The following is a 21,662-nucleotide window of genomic DNA, read 5'->3' as shown; positions in this document are numbered from 1 at the left end:
GGTCCGGGCGCGTGAGGCGGGAGTCGGGGGTGCGGCGCCGGGAACCAGGCCGTTCGCGTAGCCGGGCCGCGCGCGTGGCACCGCTGCCGACTCTGCTGACGTCTGCGGTGGAACAGCGCGGCGACCACCCGGCGGTGGTGTGCGCCGCCGGGGGCGGCTCCCTGTCGTACCGGGAACTGGACGAGACGTCGTCGCGGTGGGCACGGTGGCTGATCGGTCGCGGCGTCGGGCCGGGGGATGCGGTCGCGGTGGCGATACCTCGTTCCCTGGAGTCGGTGCTCGCGCTGTGGGCGGTGGCGAAGTCGGGGGCGACGTTCGTCCCCGTCGATCCGCGCTACCCGTTCGAGCGGGTGGAGTTCATGCTGGCCGACTCCGGCGCGGCCCTGTGCCTGACGGTGAACGACTTCTCCGCCGCCGTGCCCGCCGGGGTCGAACAGGTGCGGCTCGACGACGCGGCGACGGCCGGGCAGGTCCGACAGTTGCCCGGGCATCCGATCTCGTACGCCGACCGGACACGCGCGCTCGAGGGCCTCGACATCGCGTGGATGATCTACACGTCCGGCTCCACGGGCCGCCCCAAGGGGGTGGCGGTCACGCACGCCGGCATCGCCGGCGTGATCTCCGCCGAGCGCGGGCACTACGAGGTCGATGCGGACGCGCGGGTGCTGCACGTGTGCTCGCCGAGCTTCGACGTCTCCCTGCTCGAGTTGCTGACCGGATTCTCCGCGGGTGCGACGGTCGTGGTGGCGCCGGCATCGGTGGGCGGCGGCGCCGACCTGGCCGACGTCCTGGCTGCCGCTGCGGTGACGCACGTGTTCATCACCCCGGCGGCGCTGAGCTCGGTGGATCCCGCGGGGCTGACGGACCTGCGGGTCGTGGTGGCAGCCGGGGAGGCGTTCGGACCGGAACTGGTGAACCGCTGGTCGGCTCCCGGCCGGCGGTTCTTCAACGCGTACGGGCCTACGGAGGCGACGATCCTGGCCACCAGCAGCGCGCCGCTGGTGACCGGCGAGCCGATCACGATCGGCACCCCGATCCCGGGTGTGGGAGCGTACGTCCTCGACGGCCGGTTGCGGCCGGTGCCGCCGGGGGTGGTCGGTGAGCTGTATCTGGCCGGCGCTCAGGTCGCGCGCGGCTACCACCGTCGACCGGGGCTGACGGCGGAGCGGTTCGTGGCCGATCCGTTCGGGTCGGATCCGGGAACCCGGATGTACCGGACGGGGGACCTGGTCCGCCGCGCGGCCGACGGTCCGATCGAGTACCTCGGGCGCAGCGATTTCCAGGTCAAGATCCGCGGGTTCCGGGTGGAACTGGGAGAGATCGACGCCGCGCTGACGGCGCGGCCCGACATCGAGTTCGCGGCGACCCTCGGGAAGGTGCTGCCGTCCGGGGAGGCGGCACTGGTCTCGTACGTGCTGCCGGCGGCCGGAACCCGGCTGGAGGTGCCGGCGGTGCTCGCCGGGCTGGCCGAGACGTTGCCCGCCCACATGGTGCCTGCCCTGGTGACGGTGCTCGACGCGGTGCCGCTCACGCCGGTGGGCAAGCTCGATCGGGCGGCGCTGCCCGAACCGGTGTTCGCCCAACGGGAATACCGGGCGCCGCGCACCCCGGTCGAGGAGACCGTCGCGTCGGTGTTCGCCGAGGTGCTCGGCCGCGAGCGCGTCGGACTGGACGATTCCTTCCTCGAGCTGGGTGGGAATTCCCTGCTGGCGACCCGGTTGGTGGCGCGCCTGGGCGCCGCCCTGGAGACCCGGGTGCCGGTGCCGGTGGTGTTCGCGGCGCCGACCGTGGCCGCGTTGGCGGCGCACCTGGAGTCGGGTAGCCTTGCGGCCCAGTCGGTTCCGTTGACGCCGCGGGAGCGTCCGGACCACGTGCCGCTGTCGTTCGCGCAGCAGCGGATGTGGTTCCTCAATCGGTTCGATCCGACCTCCGCGGCCGACAACATCCCGGTGGCGATCCGGCTGACGGGCCGACTCGACGTCGGTGCCCTGCGAGAGTCCGTGTACGACATCGCAACCCGGCACGAGGTCCTGCGGACCCGGTATCCGGAGCGGGACGGGCTGCCGTACCAGGCGATCGTTCCCGTCGCCGGGTACACGCCCGACTGGGTGTCGGAGTCGGTGCGGCCGACGGATCTGGCGGACCGGATCGCCGACGCGGTGGCCACCGGTTTCGACGTGACCGCCGAAGTGCCGTTCCGGGTGCGGCTGTTCCGCGTCGCGGACGACGAGCACGTGCTCGTGTTCGTGGCACACCACATCAGCGCCGACGGTTGGTCGATGGCGCCGCTGACCCGAGATCTGATGACCGCGTATGCCGCGCGTGCCGCCGGCGGGGAACCCGGATGGGAGCCGCTGCCGCTGCAGTACGCGGACTTCGCGCTGTGGCAGCGCGAGGCGCTCGGATCGGAGGGGGACGCCGGCAGTCCACTCGCGGCGCAGGCGCGGTACTGGCAGCGGGTCCTCGCGGATCTGCCCGAGGAGTTGCACCTGCCGACCGACCGCGCCCGCCCCCCGGTGCAGTCCTTCGCCGGCGGCCGGATCGCCTTCGCCATCGATGCTCCGACGCATCGGCGGGCCGCGGAACTGGCGCGGCAGAACGGGTCGACCCTGTTCATGGTCCTGCACACCGCACTCGCGGTGTTCCTCGCCCGGATGTCGTCGTCGCACGACATCGCCGTGGGTACCGCGGTCGCCGGCCGCGGTGACGCCGCGCTGGACGAGATGGTCGGCATGTTCGTCAACACCCTGGTGTTGCGGACCCGGATCGATCCCGGTTCCGGGTTCGCGGACCACCTCGCACGAGTCCGCGACAGCGACCTCGAGGCGTTCGCCCACGCGGAGATCCCCTTCGAGCGGGTGGTGGAACTGCTCGCGCCGGAGCGTTCGACCGCGCGGCACCCGCTGTTCCAGGTGGCCCTCGCACTCGAGAACCTGCCCCCGGCGGGGCTCGAGCTGCCGGGCCTGAGCCTGGCGGCGGTGCCGTTCGAGGTGACCACCGCGAAGTTCGACCTGTCGCTGACCCTGCGCGAGCACACGGACCTCGACGGGGAACCGGCGGGAATGTCGGCGGAGCTCGTCTTCGCCCGGGATCTGTTCGACGACGAGACGGTGGCCGGATTCGCGCGACGGTTCGTGCGGTTGCTGGCCGGCGCCGTGGCGGAGCCGGCCGTGCCGGTCGGCGACCTCGCGCTCCTCACCGGCGACGAGGCCGCCCGGCTCACGCGGGTCCCGGACGCCGCGCCGGGCGGTGCCCGCACGCTTGCCGAGATCCTGACGGCGGCGGTCTCTCGCAACCCCGAGGCGCCGGCCGTCCGGTACCGGGACCGGACGATCACCTACCGCGAACTCGACGAGTCGTCGTCGCGGCTCGCGCGGGAGCTGGCCGCACGCGGCATCGGCCCCGACGACGTCGTGGCCCTGGCGTTCCCGCGTTCGTACGAGATGGTGCTCGGGGTGTGGGCGGTCGCGAAGGCCGGCGCCGCGCACCTTCCGGTGGACCCGTCCTATCCGGTGGACCGGGTCCGGTACATGCTCGCCGATTCCGGTGCGGCGGTGTGCCTCACCTCCACCGAATACGCCTCCGCGCTGCCCGGATCCGCGGTCCGGCTGGAACTGGACGATCCCGAGTTCGCGCGGGCCGTCGCGGCACGATCCGCCGCCGGGGTGCCCGAGCGCGTACGGCCGCTGTCGGCGCAGCACGCGGCATACGTCATCTACACGTCGGGGTCGACCGGGCAGCCCAAGGGAGTGGTGGTCACCCACGCCGGCCTCGACCCGCTCCTCGAGACCGCCGTGACCCTGTACGGCGTGACGTCGCGGGCGCGCTTCCTGCACGTGTGCTCGCCGAGTTTCGACCCGTCGGTGCTCGAATGGATGGTCGCGTTCTCCCAGGGTGCGACGCTGGTCGTGGTGCCGTCCACGATCGTCGGCGGGCCGGAACTGGCGGAACTGATCCGGGCCGAACGGGTCAGCCACACCATCATCACCCCGGCCGTCCTCGGGACGGTCGATCCGTCGGGCCTCGAGAGCCTCGAGGCCGTATCGGTCGGCGGGGACGTGACCTCGCCGCACCTGCTGGCACGGTGGGCGCCGGGGCGGAAGTACTTCAACGGCTACGGGCCGACCGAGACGACGATCATCTCCTCGTTCGCGCGGCTGCAGCCCGGGCGTCCGGTGACCGTCGGCCGGCCCGTCCCGGGAGTGTCCGCACTGGTGCTCGACTCCCGGCTGCGGCCGGTGCCGACCGGCGTCGTGGGCGAGCTGTACCTGGCCGGGACTGCTCTCGCTCGGGGATACCACCGGCGCAGCGGCCTGTCGGCCGCGCGGTTCGTGGCGAATCCGTTCGGGACGCCGGGCACCCGGATGTACCGAACCGGTGACCTGGTGCGATGGCGCGGCACCGGTGCGGTCGCCGAGCTGGAATACCTCGGGCGCGGCGACTCCCAGGTCAAGCTGCGTGGATTCCGGGTCGAACTCGGCGAGATCGACGCCGCGCTCGAGCGGCATCCGTCGGTCGCGCAGGCGGCGACGGTGCTGCACCCCGATCCGCACGGCGGGGACAGGCTGGTCGGTTACGTCGTCGGCGCCGCCGGCGCCGTGCCCGACCCTGCACACCTGCGCGAGTTCCTCGCCGGGAAGCTGCCGCACCACATGGTGCCCGGCCGTGTCGTCGTGCTCGACGCCCTGCCCCTCACCGGCGGAGGCAAGCTGGACAAGCGGGCACTGCCGGTGCCGCAGCCCGAGTCGACCGAGTACTGCGCCCCGGCGACGGACGACGAGCAGGCGGTCGCAGACGTGTACGGCGCCGTGCTCGGGCTCGAGCGGGTCGGCCGCGCCGACGACTTCTTCGCGCTCGGCGGCAACTCGCTGCTCGCGATGCAGGTCGTCGCGCGGCTCGATGCCGCCCTCGGCGTCCGGGTGCCGGTGCGGACGTTGTTCGAGGCGCCCACGGTGTCGGCCCTGGCGGCGCGGATGGGGGACCCCATCGCCGTCCCGTCCCGGACGCCCCTGCGGCGCCGGCAGCGCCCCGAGCGGATTCCGCTGTCGCTCGCGCAGCGGCGGATGTGGTTCTTCAACCGGTTCGACCCGGACTCCGCCGCCTTCAACATCCCGCTCGTGCTGCGACTGACCGGCGAGCTGGACGTGCCCGCCCTGCAGGCGGCACTGCGCGACCTGCTCGCCCGGCACGAGGCGCTGCGCACCGTCTTCCCCGACTCCGATGCCGGACCGTTCCAGGTGATCGTGCCGGTCGAGGACGTACCGGTCGATCCGGCGCCGCAGGACGTGACCGAGGACGAGCTGCCCTCGCGGATCGCCGCACTCGTCTCCCGCGGCTTCGACGTCACCGCCGCGGTACCCGTCCGGGCGGCCCTGCTGCGCCTCACCGACCGGGACCACGTGCTGGTCGTCGTCGTCCACCACATCGCCGGCGACGGCGGATCCCGGGCCCCGATGGCCCGGGACCTGGCCACCGCGTACCTGGCCCGGAGAGCGGGCGACGAGCCGGCGTGGGAACCCCTGCCCGTCCAGTACGCCGACTACGCACTGTGGCAACAGGATGTGCTGGGATCCGAGGACGACCCCGACTCGCTGCTCTCGCGTCAGATGCACTACTGGACCACGGCGCTGGCGGGCCTGCCGGACCTGCTGGAGCTGCCGACCGACCGCCCGCGGCCCGCCGTGCAGACCGGACGCGGCGCGAGCGTCGACTTCACACTGGACGAGTCGTCGGCCGCCCGGCTCGATCGGCTCTCGCGGGACCACGGGGTGACGTTCTTCATGCTCGTGCACGCCGCGCTCGCGGTCCTGCTGGCCCGCCTGTCCGGTACCGACGACATCCCCGTCGGGGCACAGGTCGCCGGCCGCGGCGAGGAGGCACTGGACGATCTCGTGGGGATGTTCGGCAACACCCTCGTGCTGCGTACCCGGATCGACCCGGACGCCACCTTCGCCGAGATCCTCGCCGCCGTGCGAGAGGTCGACCTCGCCGCGTTCGGCAACCCCGACGTTCCGCTCGAACGTCTCGTGGAGGTCCTCGATCCCGTCCGGTCCACCGCGCATTCGGCGCTGTTCCAGGTGCTGCTCGTGGTGCACAACTTCGCCCGCTCCGAGATCGCACTGCCGGACCTGCAGATCGCGCCGGTCGGAACGCCCCCGGGCGGCGCCAAACTCGACCTCGAGCTCCACCTGACCGAGATGCGCGACGAGCAGGGTCGCCGCGAGGGGATAGCCGGGTCCGTCGTCTACGCCTGTGACCTGTTCGACGAGGGCACCGTGCGGACGTTCGCTGCGAGGCTCGTGTCGATCCTGGAGGTGGCGGCGGCCGATCCGGGCGTTGCGGTCGGCGGCATCGACCTGCGCACGGCGGAGGAACGCGCCCGGCTCGACGAGCTGAACCGGACGGCTGCGCCGCTCGGCGACCGGTCGGTCCTGGACGCGTTCACCCGGCAGGCGCGGCGCACCCCGGACGCGACGGCAGTCGTCTTCGAGGACACCGCGCTGACCTACGCGCAGTTCGCCTCCCGGGTGGACCGGCTCGCACGGCGTCTCGTCGCGTGCGGCGTCGGTCCCGAGCGCCTGGTCGGTGTCCACATGAGCCGATCGGTCGAGATGATGGTCGGCATCTATGCGGTGCTCCGGGCCGGTGGCGGGTACGTGCCGCTCGACCCGGAGCATCCCGCCGAGCGAACGGCGTACGTCCTCGACACCGCCGAGCCGGTGCTGGTACTGACCACGACGCACGACCGGGGCACGCTCCCCGGATCCGTCCCGGTGCTCGTGGTCGACGAATCGGACGTCGCACCGACGCCGGTCACCGAGTTCGCCGACCACGAGCGGCTGGCGCCGCCGCACGAGGCGCACATCGCCTACGTGCTCTACACCTCCGGGTCGACGGGCCGGCCCAAGGGGGTAGCCGTCACCCACGGCGCCGTCGTCAACCAGATGACCTGGATGCGTGAACGCTACGACTTCGGCGTCGGGGACACGGCTCTGCAGAAGACCCCTGTCACGTTCGACGCGTCGGTGTGGGAGCTGTTCTTCCCGTTGCAGGTCGGTGCACGCCTCGTGATCGCGGCACCGGGAGGCCATCGCGACCCGGACTACCTGGCCCGTCTCTCGCGGCAGTGGGCCGTCGGCATCCTCGAGTTCGTCCCGACGATGCTCGCCCTGTTCCTCGCGGATCCCGACCTCGAACTTCCGGCGACGCTCAGGTATCTGTCCGTCGGTGGCGAGGCGCTGCCCGCCGAGCTCGCGGCACGATTCGCGGAACGCTCGGATGCGCTGCTGGACAACACGTACGGTCCGACCGAGGCGACCGTCACCGCGACCGTGCTGCGGTGCGACGGACGTCGCGGCGATGCCGGCACCGTTCCGATCGGCCACCCGATCCGCAACACCACCGCCTACGTTCTCGACGGGCGGCTGAACCCGGTGCCGATCGGGGTGCCGGGGGAGCTGTATCTCGGTGGGGTGCAACTTGCCCGTGGCTACCACGGCCGACCGGATCTGTCCGCGGAACGGTTCGTCGCGCACCCCGGCGGGGCGCGGATGTACCGCACCGGCGACCGGGTCCGATGGTTGCCGGACGGAACCCTCGAATTCCTGGGCCGCAACGACTTCCAGGTGAAGGTGCGCGGCCTGCGAATCGAGCTGGGGGAGATCGAGGCGGCACTCCTGGCGCAGCCGGAGATCGCGCAGGCCGCCGTGACCGTCCACGACGGGACCCACGGTGCGCAGCTCACCGCGTACGTCGTGCCGGCGGACGGTGCCGCGGTCGACGGTGCCACCGTTCGTGCGGCCGTGGGACGCGTGCTGCCGCGGTACATGGTGCCCGACGTGGTGACCGTGCTCGGGACGCTCCCGCTCACCACCTCCGGGAAGGTGGATCGCCGAGCCCTGCCCGAACCCGTCCCGGCCGTCCGGGAGTTCCGCCCGCCCGCCACCGCGGTCGAAAGGACCGTCGCCTCGGTGATCGGGGAGGTGCTCGGCGCGGAGCGACTCGGTCTCGACGACGACTTCTTCGCGCTCGGCGGGAATTCGCTGATCGCCACGCGCGTCGTCGCCCGGCTCGGGGCGGCGCTGCACGCGTCGGTCCCCGTGCGCGTGATCTTCGAGGCGTCGACGATCGAGTCGCTGGCGGCAGCCGTGGAACGCCGCATCGGGTCCGGCGGCTCGCCCGCCCTGGCCGCCCGGCCGCGTCCGGAACGGATTCCGCTGTCGCCCGCCCAGCAGCGGATGTGGTTCCTCAGCCGGTTCGAGGCGACCGCCGCGGCCTACAACATTCCGATGGCTGTGCGGCTGACCGGGCGACTCGATCGGGCGGCGCTGCAGTCGGCGATCGCCGACGTCGTCGCCCGCCACGAGGTCCTCCGGACCTTCTACCCCGAGGTCGACGGGGTGCCGGTCCAGCAGATACTGCCCGCCGGCGCCGGTGCGCCCGCCCTGGACCCGACGGACGTCGACGAACCGGCACTCCGCGCCGCCGTCCGGTCGGCGGCGGCGACCCGGTTCGATGTCACCGGGTCCGTGCCGGTCCTCGTGCGGCTGTTCCGGTTGTCCCCGGCCGAACACGTCCTGCTCGTCGTGGTGCACCACATCGCAGCGGACGGATACTCCGTGGCGCCGCTCGTCCGTGATCTGGCCCACGCGTACAGCGCGCGCCAGGCGGGCCGCGAACCTGCGTGGCAGCCACTTCCCGTGCAGTACGCGGACTACACCCTGTGGCAGCGGGACCTGTTGGGCAGCGAAACCGACCCGGCGTCGCGTGTCTCCCGCCAGCTCGCCTTCTGGGCCGACGAACTGGCCGGTCTGCCCGACCAGTTGCCGGTGCCCACGACCCGGCCGCGGCCCCCGGTTCAGTCCTACCGGGGCGACCGGGTTCCCGTCACGATCGACGCGGACCTGCACGGCAGGGTGGCGGCACTCGCGGCGGCAACGAGGACGACGCCGTTCACCGTCGTGCACGCCGCCTTCGCGGTGCTGCTGGCCCGGCTGTCCGGCACCGAGGACGTCGCCGTGGGCACCCCGGTGGCCGGCCGAGGCGAGGCAGCCCTCGACGACCTGATCGGGATGTTCGTGAACACCCTCGTGTTCCGGACGCGGGTCGACCCGGCCGCCTCCTTCACTTCGCTGCTCGCGCAGGCCCGGGAGAAGAACCTCCAGGCCCTGGCCCACGCGGACGTCCCGTTCGAACAGCTCGTCGAGGCGCTGGCGCCGGCCCGGTCCATGGCGCGGCATCCGCTGTTCCAGGTGGGCCTGTCGTTCCAGAACCTCGGAGCGGTCGATTTCGAACTCCCCGGCCTGACGGCGGCCCGGGTCGACGTCACAGGGGAGATCGCCCAGTTCGACCTGCACCTGATCGTCGGTGACAGCTACGCGGCGGACGGGACGCCGGCGGGGATCGGCGGGCATCTGTCGTACGCCACCGATCTCTTCGACGGCCACGCGGCGGCGTCCGTCGCGGACCGGTTCGTCCGGATCCTGGGCGAACTGGTCTCGGCTCCCGACCGCGCGGTCGGCGACGCCGATCTCCTCGTCGACGGGGAACGACAGGCGCTGCTCGAGGCCGCGAACGACACCCGCGTCGACAGTCCGGGCGGCGACCGTGCGGGCGGCGACTGTGCGGTCGGCGACTGCTTGCCCGATCTGCTCCGGCGCCAGGTACGCGAACGCCCGGACGAGGTCGCGCTCGTCGGGGACGGGGTGCAGTTGACGTACGGTGAGCTCGGCGACCGCGTCGCCCGGCTGGCCCGCGCGCTGGTGGCGGTGGGTGTCGGGCCGGAGGTCCGGGTCGGTCTGCTGATTCCCGGATCGGTGGAGCTCGTCGTCGCGATGTACGCGGTGTCCGCCGCCGGGGGCGCGTACGTTCCGCTCGATCCGTCGCTTCCGGCCGCACGGCTGGTGCGCATGGTCGCGGCGGCGCGGCCGGCGACGGTGCTCGTGTCCGCGGCATCCGCCGGCGTCGCGAGCGAGGTGGTGCCGGAGCCGGTCCGGGTTCTCGATGTCTCGAGGGTGGATCTGTCGCAGCACTCGGCGGCCCCGGTGACCGACGCGGACAGGACTGCGCCGCTGCATCCCGCGAACCTCGCCTACATCTTGTTCACGTCGGGATCGACGGGTGTGCCCAAGGGCGTGGCGGTGGACCACGGCGCGGTGGTCAACCAGTTGCGTTGGCTGCATGCGGAGTTCGAGTTCGGTCCGGGGGAGGTGACGGTACAGCGGACCGTGGCCACGTTCGACCTGTCGGTGTGGGAGTTCTGGGGCGCCACGACATGCGGCGGCCGGCTGGTGGTTGCCGATCCCGAGTCCCGCCGCGATCCGGACCGCCTGCTCGCGCTCGTCGAACGCGAAGCCGTCACGACGCTGTACCTGGTTCCATCCCTGCTGAGCGCCCTGATCTCTGGTGCAGGCGGAGAGCTGCCCACCTCGGTGCGACGGGTGCTCTCGATCGGGGAGACGCTCCCGGGGGCTGTCGCCGGGGCGTGCCGCCGGTCGAGCCGGGCGGAACTCGTCAACCTGTACGGACCCACCGAGGCGGCCGTGTCGGTCACGGCGCACCGGGTCACGGCGGCGGACGCCGACCAGGTGCCGATCGGGGTGCCCGAGTGGAACACCCGCGTCTATGTACTCGACCGGCGGCTGCGCCCCGTGCCCACCGGAGTGACCGGTGAGCTCTATCTGGCGGGCCGGCAGCTCGCGCGGGGATACAGCGGAAGCCCCGGGGTGACCGCGGACCGGTTCGTTGCCGACCCCTTCGGGGCCGGGGGACGGCTGTACCGCACCGGCGATCTGGCCCGGTGGACCGCTGAGGGAGTCCTCGAGCACGTCGGGCGTGGCGACTCCCAGGTCAAGCTTCGCGGATTCCGGATCGAGCTCGGCGACATCGAGGCCGCGCTGCTGCGCCTGCCCATCGTGTCGGCCGCGGTCGCGACGGTGCATCAGGACGCGGCGACCGGCGCGCGGATCGTCGCGTATGTCGTTGCTGCACAGAACGAATCGGACTTCGATGCGACGTCCCTACGCAGCGAGCTCGCGGACGAACTGCCGAACTACATGGTGCCGGCTTCGATCGTGCGCCTGGACCGGCTCCCCGTCGGGGCGACGGGCAAGGTCGATCGTGGCGCGCTGCCCGTGCCGATGCCCGCGCGGGCGTCCTACCGGGCTGCGGCGACGCCGGTCGAGCGCGCGGTTGCGCAGGTGTTCGCGGACGTCCTCGCCGCGGACCGGGTCGGATCCGACGACGACTTCTTCGTTCTCGGCGGGTCGTCCCTCGTGGCCGTGCGGGTGACCCGTGAGCTCACCCGCCGACTCGATCGTCCGATCCCGCTCGAATGGGTGTTCGCTCATCCGGCGGTGGCCGACCTGGCGGCCCGGATCGAGCGGTCGGCGGACGAGGAGCCGGCGGCAAGCGGAGGCTCCGACTCGGCCCTGGCCGTGCTGCTGCCGCTGCGCGAGGGCGACGAGGGGCGCGATCCGGTGTTCTTCGTGCACCCGGTGATCGGGCTCGCCTGGAGTTTCGCATCGCTCGCCCGGTACGTCGAGCCGGGCCGCCCGGTCTACGGATTGCAGTCCCCGGCACTGTCGGGCGAGTCGGATCTCCCCGATTCGATCGCGTCCTGGGCGGGCCGGTACGTCTCGGAGGTCCGGCGGGTCCACCCGGACGGTCCCTTCCATCTGGTGGGGTGGTCCCTCGGCGGAGTGATCGCGCACGAGATGGCGGTCCAGCTCCAGCGGGCCGGACTCGAGGTCGGTTCGCTCGTGCTCCTCGACTCCTCCCTGCCCGACGCCGTGCGCTCCTCGGTCGATCCGGTCTCGGTGGCGGCAGTGGCCCTGAATGCGAGCCACGGTGGCGGACCCGGTGGGGTCGAGGACGGTCTCGAGGTGCTCGCCGACGACATCGACCCGGATCTGTCGGCGTCCGTCCTGACGAGCATCGAGCGCTCGTTCGATGCGCTCGAGGGGCATGTTCCGGGCCGGTACGAGGGGCGCATGCTGTTCGTCGGCGCCGCGTCGCAGGCCGGGCCGGACGCGGACTCGGGCCGGGACTGGGCGCCCTACGTCGCGGACGAGGTGCATCGGCACGACCTTTCCGTCTCGCACTGGGAGATGACCGGGCCGAGGGCGTGTACTCGTCTCGGACCGCTGTTGGCAGGCTGGACGTCGGACGGTTCCTGCCCGGAATGCGGGTGTGCCGCGCGCTGACTCGTAGGGGTGCGGCATTCCGCGGGCGTGGCCTGCGCGCGCCCGCTGTGTCCGAGGTCACGTCGGACGCCGAAAGTGAATTGTCCAATCGGTGGACGAACCGGGGACGGTGTCGGCACCGGCCGGGTGGCGACCGAGACTGCCGGATCGAATTGCCGGATCGACACGGGCGTCTCCCGCCGTGCGTTCCGCGTCTCTTTCCGAAACCACAGGTGACGGGTCTGCCCCGGCGGGGAGGCGGAGGCTTGCGGGCGCCGCTCACGCGTGGGGCGACTCCGGAACGGCGCTGCGGCGTGCGACGAATCGGGCATCCGCACGGGCCGCGCGGGCACGGCCGGGCGCTGTCCGGAATGCCGGTCTACCTGCCGGTAACTTAGTTACTGGACGTACGAACAGGTGGCACGGTTTGTTTTCGTGTGGAATGGTGACGAAGTGCTCTTGCGCCGGGAATCGTCGGGGTTCCGGTGCGCGAGACGACAGCGAAGCGGCGTCCGCCGGGGAGGGCGGATGTGGCGGCAGTTCGTGCTACCCCGGCGATGAGCGGACCCGGCATGCGCACGCGCACAACGGATCCGGAATTCGGAGGGGACAGCAAGGTGGTCTACCCAACCGTCCGTGGCAAGCTCCGCGCGTCCCGGCGCCGGACGCCCACGACGATGCTGCCGCACCTGCTGTCGGCCGCCGTCGAACGCGACCCCGCAGCGCCCGCCCTCACGGCGGAGGGACACACCCTCACCTACCGGGAGGCCGACGCCGAATCGTCGCGGCTCGCCCGCCTGCTCATTGCGCGGGGCATCGGCCCCGAGGACCGCGTCGCGGTGCTTCTCACCCGCTCGATCCGGTCCGTTCTCGCCGTCTGGGCGGTGGCCAAGGCGGGCGCCGCGTTCGTCCCGGTGGACCCGCTCTATCCAGCCGATCGGGTCCGGTACATGCTGTCGGACTCCGACGCCCGTCTCGCACTCACGGTGGTCGCACACCGGGGGGTCGTGCCCGAGGGGTTCGACACCCTCGTCCTGGACGAGCCCGATACCCGGAGGGAACTCGACGCCTGCCCGGCCGACCCGCTCACCTTCGTCGACCGCGTACGTCCACTGCGCCCCGACCATCCCGCATACGTCATCTACACCTCGGGCTCGACGGGACGGCCGAAAGGGGTGGTGGTCACCCAGGCCGGACTCGCGGACTTCTGTGCCGAGCAGGTCGAGCGCTACCGGCTCACCCCCGCCGCCCGGACCCTGCATTTCGCGTCCCCCAGCTTCGACGCATCGGTGCTCGAACTGTTGCTCGCCGTCGGATCCGGATCGACGATGGTCGTCGCTCCGCCGTCCGTGTACGGCGGCGACGACCTGGCCGAGCTGCTGCGGAGGGAACGGGTCACGCACGCGTTCGTGACGCCGGCCGCCCTCGCCTCGGTCGATCCCACGGGCCTGGACGATCTGGAGACGGTGGTGGTCGGCGGCGAGGCGTGCCCTCCGGACCTGGTGGCGCGCTGGGCGCCCGGCCGCCGGTTCCACAACGGGTACGGCCCCACCGAGACCACGATCATGACCAGCATCTCCGGGCCGCTCGCGCCCGGGGCACCCGTCACCATCGGCAGGCCCGTTCGCGGAGTCGCCGCCCGGATCCTCGACACCCGCCTGCGGCCCGTGCCGGCGGGCACGGCCGGCGAGCTGTACCTGACCGGATCCGGCCTCGCCCGCGGGTATCACGAGCGACCCGGACTGACGGCCACCCGTTTCGTCGCCGCTCCCGGCGGCGCCCGGCGGTACCGCACCGGCGACCTGGTACGGTCCCCGCGTTCGGCACGAGAGGGCATCACGTACCTGGGCCGCAACGACTTCCAGGTCAAGGTGCGTGGCTTCCGCATCGAGCTCGGGGAGATCGACGCGGCGTTCGCCGCGCATCCCACCGTCGACTTCGCCGCCACCGTCGGTCACCGGGGCGCGACGGGGGACACCCGTCTCGTCACGTACGTGCACGCCGCCGCCGGTTCCGCGATCGACGTCGCCGTGCTCACCGCGTCCGTCGCCGAGCGGCTGCCGGCCCACATGATCCCGTCGTCGGTGATCGCGTTGGAGACCATCCCGTTGACGCCCGTGGGCAAGCTCGACCGGGCGGCTCTGCCCGAGCCCGAGATCGCGTCGGCTCCGTACCGGGCGCCGGCCTCCGCCGCGGAGGTGGCCGTGGCGGAGGCGTTCGGCGACGTGCTCGGGGTGCAGCGGGTCTCGGTCCACGACGACTTCTTCGACCTGGGCGGCAACTCGCTGCTCGCCACGCGGGTGATCGGCCGGATCAGGGCAGCGCTCGGCGTCACCGTCTCGGCCGCCGATCTGTTCGACGCCACCACGGTCGAGGCGCTCGCAGCCCGGGCGGCGGCCGCGCCGACGGCCGCGCGCGGCCTGCTGCCGCGGCGCCCGCGCCCCGACCGGATCCCGCTCTCGCCGGCGCAGCAGCGCATGTGGTTCCTCAACCGCCTCGACCCGGACTCGGCGGTGTTCAACATCCCGCTCGCCGTCCGGTTGTCCGGCAGGCTCGACGTCGACGCGATGCGCGCCGCCGTGCGGGACGTCGTCGCGCGACACGAGACGCTCCGGACGGTGTACCCCGAGGTCGACGGCGTCGGTGAGCAGCGCATCCTCGACGTCGGCGACGTCCCGCTCGACCTCGGGCCGGAGGACGCGACCGACTCCGACGCCCCGGCCCGGCTCGCGGCCTTCGCGGGAGGGCGGTTCGACGTCACCGGCGAGGTTCCCGTGCGAGTCCGGCTCTTCCGCCTCGCCGACCACGAGCACGTGCTCGCCGTGGTCCTCCACCACATCGCGGGCGACGGCTCGTCGCTGGGTCCGCTCGTCCGGGACCTCGTCACCGCCTACACCGCGCGCTCGACGGGCCGGGAACCGGCGTGGGAACCGCTGCCCGTCCAGTACGCCGACTACACCCTGTGGCAGCTCGACGCCCTCGGCGACGAGGACGATCCCCGGTCGGGCACGGCCCGGCAGCTGGCCTACTGGCGGCGCGCCCTCGACGGCATCCCCGAACACCTCGAGCTCGCCACCGACCGGCCCCGGCCTCCCGTCGTCGGTCATGCGGGGGACCGGGTCTCGGCGCACGTCGACGAGACCACCTACGACGCGATCAGCGCACTCGCCCGCGAGCGCGGCGTGACACCCTTCATGGTGCTGCACGCCGTCCTCGCGGTGCTGCTGGCGCGCGTGTCGAACACGCACGACGTCGTCGTCGGCACGCCCGTCGCGGGGCGCACGGCCCCCGAACTCGACGGGCTGATCGGCATGTTCGTCAACATGCTCGCCCTGCGGACCGACGTCGACGCCGCCGACTCGTTCGCGACACTGCTCGAGCAGGTCCGCGACACCGACCTGCACGCGTTCGCGCACGCCGACGTCCCCTTCGAACGCCTCGTGGAGGTGCTCGATCCGGTCCGGTCCACCGCACGCCACCCGATCTTCCAGGTCGGGTTCTCCTACCAGAACTTCGCCCGGGAAGCCCTCGAGCTGCCGGGCCTGCGGATCACTCCGGTCGAGAGCGATTCGTACGCAGCGCGTTTCGATCTGCACGTCACGGTGGTCGATCACGCCGTGGGCGGCGGCCCGGGCGGTTTCGACATCGAATTCGGTTACGCCACCGACCTGTTCGACGCACCGTCGGTCCGGCGTCTGCTCGCGCGGTATCTGCGGATACTCCGGGCGGTCGTCGACGACCCCGCTGCCGTCGTCGGCGACATCGACCTGCACGACTCTGCGGAACTGGCCGAGATGATGCGGGCATGGGAAGCCGAACAGGCCGACCTCTCCGCCGGCCGGACCCTCGTCGACCTGTTCGACGAGCAGGTCGCGGCCACCCCGGACGCCCCCGCCCTCGTGTTCCGCGGCGGCACCCTCACGTATCGGGACTTCGACGCGCGCGTCAACCGGCTCGCCCGTCACCTCGTGACCCAGGGTGTGGGGCCCGAATCCACAGTGGCTCTCTGTATCCGGCGTTCGGTCGACCTCGTGGTGGCGATGTACGCCGTCGCCAAGGCCGGCGGCGCCTACCTGCCGCTGGACCCCGACCACCCCGCGGCCCGCAACCGGTACGTCCTCGACGCGGCGGCCCCGCAGTGCGTGCTGTCGACCACCGCCGACCGGGTCGACGCCCTGGCGGGCCGGAGGGTGCTCGACGTCGACCGCCTCGACCTGGGCGACCTCGATCCCGCGCCGCTCGCCGACACCGACCGGCGTGCGCCGCTGCGCGCCGCGAACACGGCGTACGTCATCTACACCTCCGGATCGACCGGACGCCCGAAGGGCGTGGCCGTGCCGCACGAGGCGATCGTCAACCAGATCGCCTGGAAGCGGGCGCACTACGATCTCGGTCCCGACGACGCGGTCCTGCTCAAGACGGCCGCGACCTTCGACCTGTCGGTGTGGGAGTTCTGGTCCGCACTCACGTGCGGCGCCCGGCAGGTGATCGCCGCCCACGACGGGCACCGCGACCCGTCCTACCTCAACGACCTGATCCGCCGCGAGAAGGTCACGATCCTGCACGTGGTGCCGTCGATGCTCGAGGCGCTGCTCGAGGACTCGGCCGGCACGCTGCCCGGCACCCTGCGCCGCGTCCTCGCCATCGGCGAGGTACTGCCCGCCCCGACGGCGCGACGCACGCTCGGCGCCTCGAAGGCGGACCTGGTGAACCTGTACGGCCCGACGGAAGCCGCGGTCTCGGTGACCGCGCACGCGGTCACCGCCCCGACGCACACCTCCGTGCCCATCGGCGATCCCGTCCCCAACACCCAGACGTTCGTCCTCGACGAACGGATGCATCCCGTGCCGCCGGGCGTGGCCGGTGAGCTGTACCTCGCCGGCGTGCAGCTCGCCCGCGGATACCTGGGCCGTCCCGGCCTGACCGCCGAGCGGTTCGTCGCCAACCCCTTCGGTGCGCCCGGCACCCGCCTCTACCGCACCGGGGACGTGGTGCGCTGGCGCATCGACGGCGACGACCCCGGCCGCGGCACCCTGGAGTATCTCGAGCGCGCCGACTTCCAGGTCAAGGTGCACGGGTTCCGGATCGAGCTCGGCGAGATCGAGGCCGCGCTGCGCGCCCAGCCGTCGGTCCGCGACGCCGCGGTCGCCGTCCACGGCGGGGACCGGCTGGTGGCCTTCGTGGTTCCGGCCGCCGGGCGGATCGACGTGGCCCGCCTCCGCGCGGCGCTCGCCGAGACCCTGCCCTCCTACATGGTGCCCGCCGGCGTCGTCACCCTCGATGCGCTACCGCTGAACCCGCACGGCAAGCTCGACCGTGCGGCGCTCCCCGAGCCGGTGATCGCCCCGCGGCACCACCGCCCGCCGCGCACTCCGCTCGAGACGGAGGTCGCCGCCGCCTACCGCGAGGTTCTCGGGCCGGCGGGGGACGCCGGCGGGTTCCGAGTCGGTCTCGACGACGACTTCTTCGACCTCGGCGGCACGTCGCTGAGCGCGGTGCGGGTGATCGCCCGGCTGCGCGAACGCACGAACCTGCCGGTGTCGTTGCAGTGGATGTTCCTCACCCCGACCGTCGCAGCCCTCGCCGCCCGGATCGAGGGATCCGCCGGCGACCCGGGTGATCACACCGCCGGGTTCGACGCGGTGCTGACGTTGCGCCCGGGCGGTGCCGCCGAGCCGGTGTTCTGCATCCATCCGGTGATCGGTCTGTCGTGGAGCTTCGCGGGCCTGGCCCGCCACCTCGACCCCGAGCGGCCCCTCTACGGTCTGCAGTCGCCGGCCCTGAGCGACGACGAACCGCTGCCCGAGAGCATCGACGCGTGGGCCGCGGGGTACGTGGAGCGGATCCGGCGGATCCAGCCCGCCGGCCCCTATCATCTGGTCGGCTGGTCGCTCGGCGGCATCATCGCCCACGCCGCCGCGGTCCGGCTGCGGGCGGACGGCCACGAGGTCGCCACCCTCGCCCTGCTCGACGCGCACCCACCGGGTGCCCCCACCGAGACGGTCCCGTCCGCGGTCACCGTCGCCGACCTGCTCGGCGCGATCGGAACCGACGTCGGGGCCGGCCTCGACCCGGCGCAGTTCACTCCCGAGCAGGCACTGGAACTGGTCGCCGACCTGCCGGCCCCGTTCGACGCGCTGACCCTGCCCCGCCTCGAGCGCATCTTCGAAGGCGTGCGCCGGTCCTACCGGCTGCTCGCGGAGCACCGGCCCGCCCGCTTCGACGGGGACCTGCTGTTCTTCGCCGCGGGCGAGGACGGAACCTCGGCTGCCCGCGCCCCGCAGTGGCGGACGCATGTCGCCGGCACGCTGGCGGTCGAATCGGTCCAGGCCACCCACTGGAAGATGACGTCGCAGGAGGCCCTCGCCCGGATCGGTCCCGTGCTCGACCGCTGGATCGGGGGTGCCCGCTGACCCGTACCGCTCGTCGTCCTCCCGGTGGACGCGGAGTGTGATCCGCGCCCGACCTCCCGGTTTCGACCGTAACGAAGCCCCGGACACCCCGATGGTCTAATGGGGCTGGCGCGTGCCGCCCTGCACTGTCGTGTGCAGGGGGCGACGGCCGGGACGAAGAGGGATACGCGAGGTGGATGATGCTGGGTGTGCACGCGCAGGACGACCGGCGACGGAGCACGCGGGGATGAGTGTCGACGGTTCGGGGGACCGACGGCCGGACGACTCACGAGGCCGCCGGCCGGCCCGGCAGCGACCCAGCCGCAGGCGCGGACCCCGCGCCGCCCTTCTGCCCCAGCTCCTGGCAGCAGCAGTCGAGCGTGATCCCGCCGCGGCCGCGGTGGTGTTCGAGGACCGCACCCTGAGCTACGGCGAGCTCGACTCGGCCTCCTCCCGCCTGGCGCGACTGCTCATCCGGCGCGGGATCGGACCGGAGGACGTGGTCGCCGTCGCGTCGACCCGGTCGATCGAGTCGGTGCTGTCGGTGTGGGCCGTCGCCAAGGCCGGCGCGGCGTTCGTGCCCGTCGATCCCAACTACCCGGAGGACCGGGTCCGGCACATGATCGACGACTCGGGAGCCCGCGCCGGACTGACCCTCACCGCCTCGGTACCGGACCTGCCCGGCTCGGTGCCCTGGATCGCCCTCGATTCCACCGAGACCCGCGCCGCCCTCGCCGAACAGTCCGCGGCACCCGTCGCGCTCGACGACCGGGTCCGGACGCTGCGGGCGGAGCACCCCGCGTACGTGATCTACACCTCCGGTTCCACGGGCCGGCCCAAGGGCGTGGTCGTCACCCACACCGGACTGGAGGGCTTCTGCGCCGAACAGGTCGAGCGCTACGCGCTGACCCCGGCCTCGCGCACCCTGCACTTCGCGTCCCCCAGCTTCGACGCGTCCGTCCTCGAGTTGCTGCTCGCCGTCGGTGCGGGCTCCACCATGGTCATCGCCCCACCGTCCGTGTACGGCGGCGAGGACCTCGCGGAGCTGCTGCGCAGCCGGCAGGTCACCCACGCCTTCGTCACGCCCGCGGCGCTGGCGTCCGTCGACCCGGCCGGGCTGGACACCCTCGCGATGGTGGTCGTGGGCGGCGAGGCGTGCCCGCCGGACCTGGTCGCGCGATGGGCACCCGGCCGCCGATTCTTCAACGGCTACGGACCCACCGAGACCACCATCATGACCAACATCTCGCACGCGCTGCAGCCCGGCGAGCAGGTCACGATCGGCCGGGCAATCCGCGGAATGACCGCGCACGTGCTGGACGAGCGACTCAACCCGGTCCCGGCCGGAGTCGTGGGGGAGCTGTATCTCGAAGGCCCCGGCCTCGCCCGCGGCTACCATCGACGCGCCGCGCTGACCGCCGAGCGGTTCGTCGCCGGAGTCGGCGGCACCCGCCTGTACCGGACCGGTGACCTCGTCCGATCGGGCGAGGCCGGGCTGATCTACATGGGGCGCAACGACTTCCAGGTCAAGATCCGCGGATTCCGGATCGAGCTCGGGGAGATCGACGCCGCGCTGGCCGCGCACCCCGATGCCGACTTCGCGGTGACGGTGGGACGGGAGGCCCCCTCCGGGGAGGCCCGGCTGGTGTCGTACGTCCATCCCGTCCCGGGTGCGGACGTCGACCCCGACGCCCTGACCGAGTTCGTCTCCCACCGGCTGCCGGCCCACATGGTGCCGGCCGTGATCGTGCCGCTCGACCGGATCCCGCTGACCCCGGTCGGCAAGCTCGACCGGTCGGCCCTGCCCGAACCGGAATTGCCCACGCACGAATACCGCGCACCCCGTTCCGCCACGGAACAGGCCGTGGCGGAGGTGTTCACCGAGCTGCTCGGCGCCGAACGAGCCGGCCTCGACGACGACTTCTTCGAACTCGGCGGCAACTCCCTCGTCGCCACCCGCGCGGCCGCCCGCCTCGGGGAACGCCTCGCCACCCGGGTCCCCGCGCGGCTGTTGTTCGAGGCGTCCACCGTCGAAGGCCTCGCCGCACTCGTCGAACCCTCCGTCGGGGCGGGCGCGCAGCAACCGCTCGTCGCCGGGCCGCGCCCCGATCCGATCCCGCTGTCGCTGGCTCAGCAGCGGATGTGGTTCCTCAACCGGTTCGATCCGGCGTCGGCCGCGAACAACATCCCCGTCGCGCTGCGCGTCCGCGGGGCACTCGACGTCGATGCCCTGCGGCGGGCCCTCGCCGACGTCGTGGCACGGCACGAGGTGCTGCGCACCGTCTATCCCGAGCACGACGGCATCGGATCGCAACTGATCCTGCCGCCGGAGGAGGCGGCGCACCCGCTCGACCCGGTGCCGACGGCGCCCGACGAGATCGCCGCCGCGGTCGCCCGGCTCGCGACGGCCGGCTTCGACGTCACGTCCGAGGTGCCGCTGCGGGTCGAACTACTGCGGTCGGCCGACGACGAGCACGTCCTCGTCGTGGTCGTCCACCACATCGCCGCCGACGGCGCCTCCATCGCCCCCTTCGTGCGGGACCTGGTCACCGCGTACGTCGCACGCAGCGGCGGGGCGGCCCCCGCGTGGGAACCGCTCGCGGTGCAGTACGCCGACTACGCCCTCTGGCAGCGCGCCGTGCTCGGTGACGAGTCCGACCCCGCATCACCGGCGGCGCGGGAGATCGAGTTCTGGCGGGGCGCCCTCGCCGACCTCCCCGACCGTCTCGACCTGCCGACCGACCGGCCTCGGCCGGTGGAGGCCTCGGGCCGCGGCGCCACCGTCGACTTCGAGGTCGACGCCGCCCTGCACGAGGCGGTCGAAGCCGCCGCCCAGGCGACCGGCACGTCCGCGTTCATGGTCGTCCACGCCGCGCTGGCGGTACTGCTGTCGCGCCTGTCGGGCACCGCGGACATCGCGATCGGCACACCCGTCGCCGGCCGCGGCGAGCGCGCACTCGACGATCTCGTCGGCATGTTCGTCAACACCCTCGTGCTGCGCACCCGGGTGGAGCCCGACGCCACGTTCGCCGAACTGCTCGGCCGGGTCAGGGACGTCGACCTCGCGGCATTCGACAACGCGGAGCTG

Annotated in this window: 3 protein-coding genes; all 3 read left to right on the top strand. The window is 72.8% G+C overall.

The window, feature by feature from the left end:
- Nucleotides 1-107: 107 nt before the first annotated feature.
- Entirely contained in the window at nucleotides 108-12,203 is a 12,096-nt protein-coding gene (locus OEY_RS0120315; protein ID WP_010595613.1) for a non-ribosomal peptide synthetase, read from the top strand.
- Between the two features lie 551 nt (nucleotides 12,204-12,754).
- On the top strand, nucleotides 12,755-18,595 hold the full coding sequence (locus OEY_RS0120310; RefSeq protein WP_010595612.1) for a non-ribosomal peptide synthetase: 5,841 nt from the start codon (nucleotides 12,755-12,757) through the stop codon (nucleotides 18,593-18,595).
- Nucleotides 18,596-18,821: 226 nt separating this feature from the next.
- Nucleotides 18,822-21,662 (top strand): non-ribosomal peptide synthetase (locus tag OEY_RS28760; RefSeq protein ID WP_043805629.1); only part of this gene is annotated, 2,841 nt, incomplete at its 3' end.

This window comes from Rhodococcus sp. P14 (assembly GCF_000256505.1).
Taxonomy (GTDB): Bacteria; Actinomycetota; Actinomycetes; order Mycobacteriales; family Mycobacteriaceae; genus Rhodococcus; species Rhodococcus ruber.
The sequence above is the reverse complement of the archived record's forward strand: the minus strand, read 5'-3'. Positions and strand labels throughout refer to the sequence as shown.

Excerpts from the sequence above, each read along its gene's own strand:
- OEY_RS0120310 (WP_010595612.1), top strand. The coding sequence starts at position 12,755 with ATGCGCACGCGCACAACGGATCCGGAATTCGGAGGGGACAGCAAGGTG.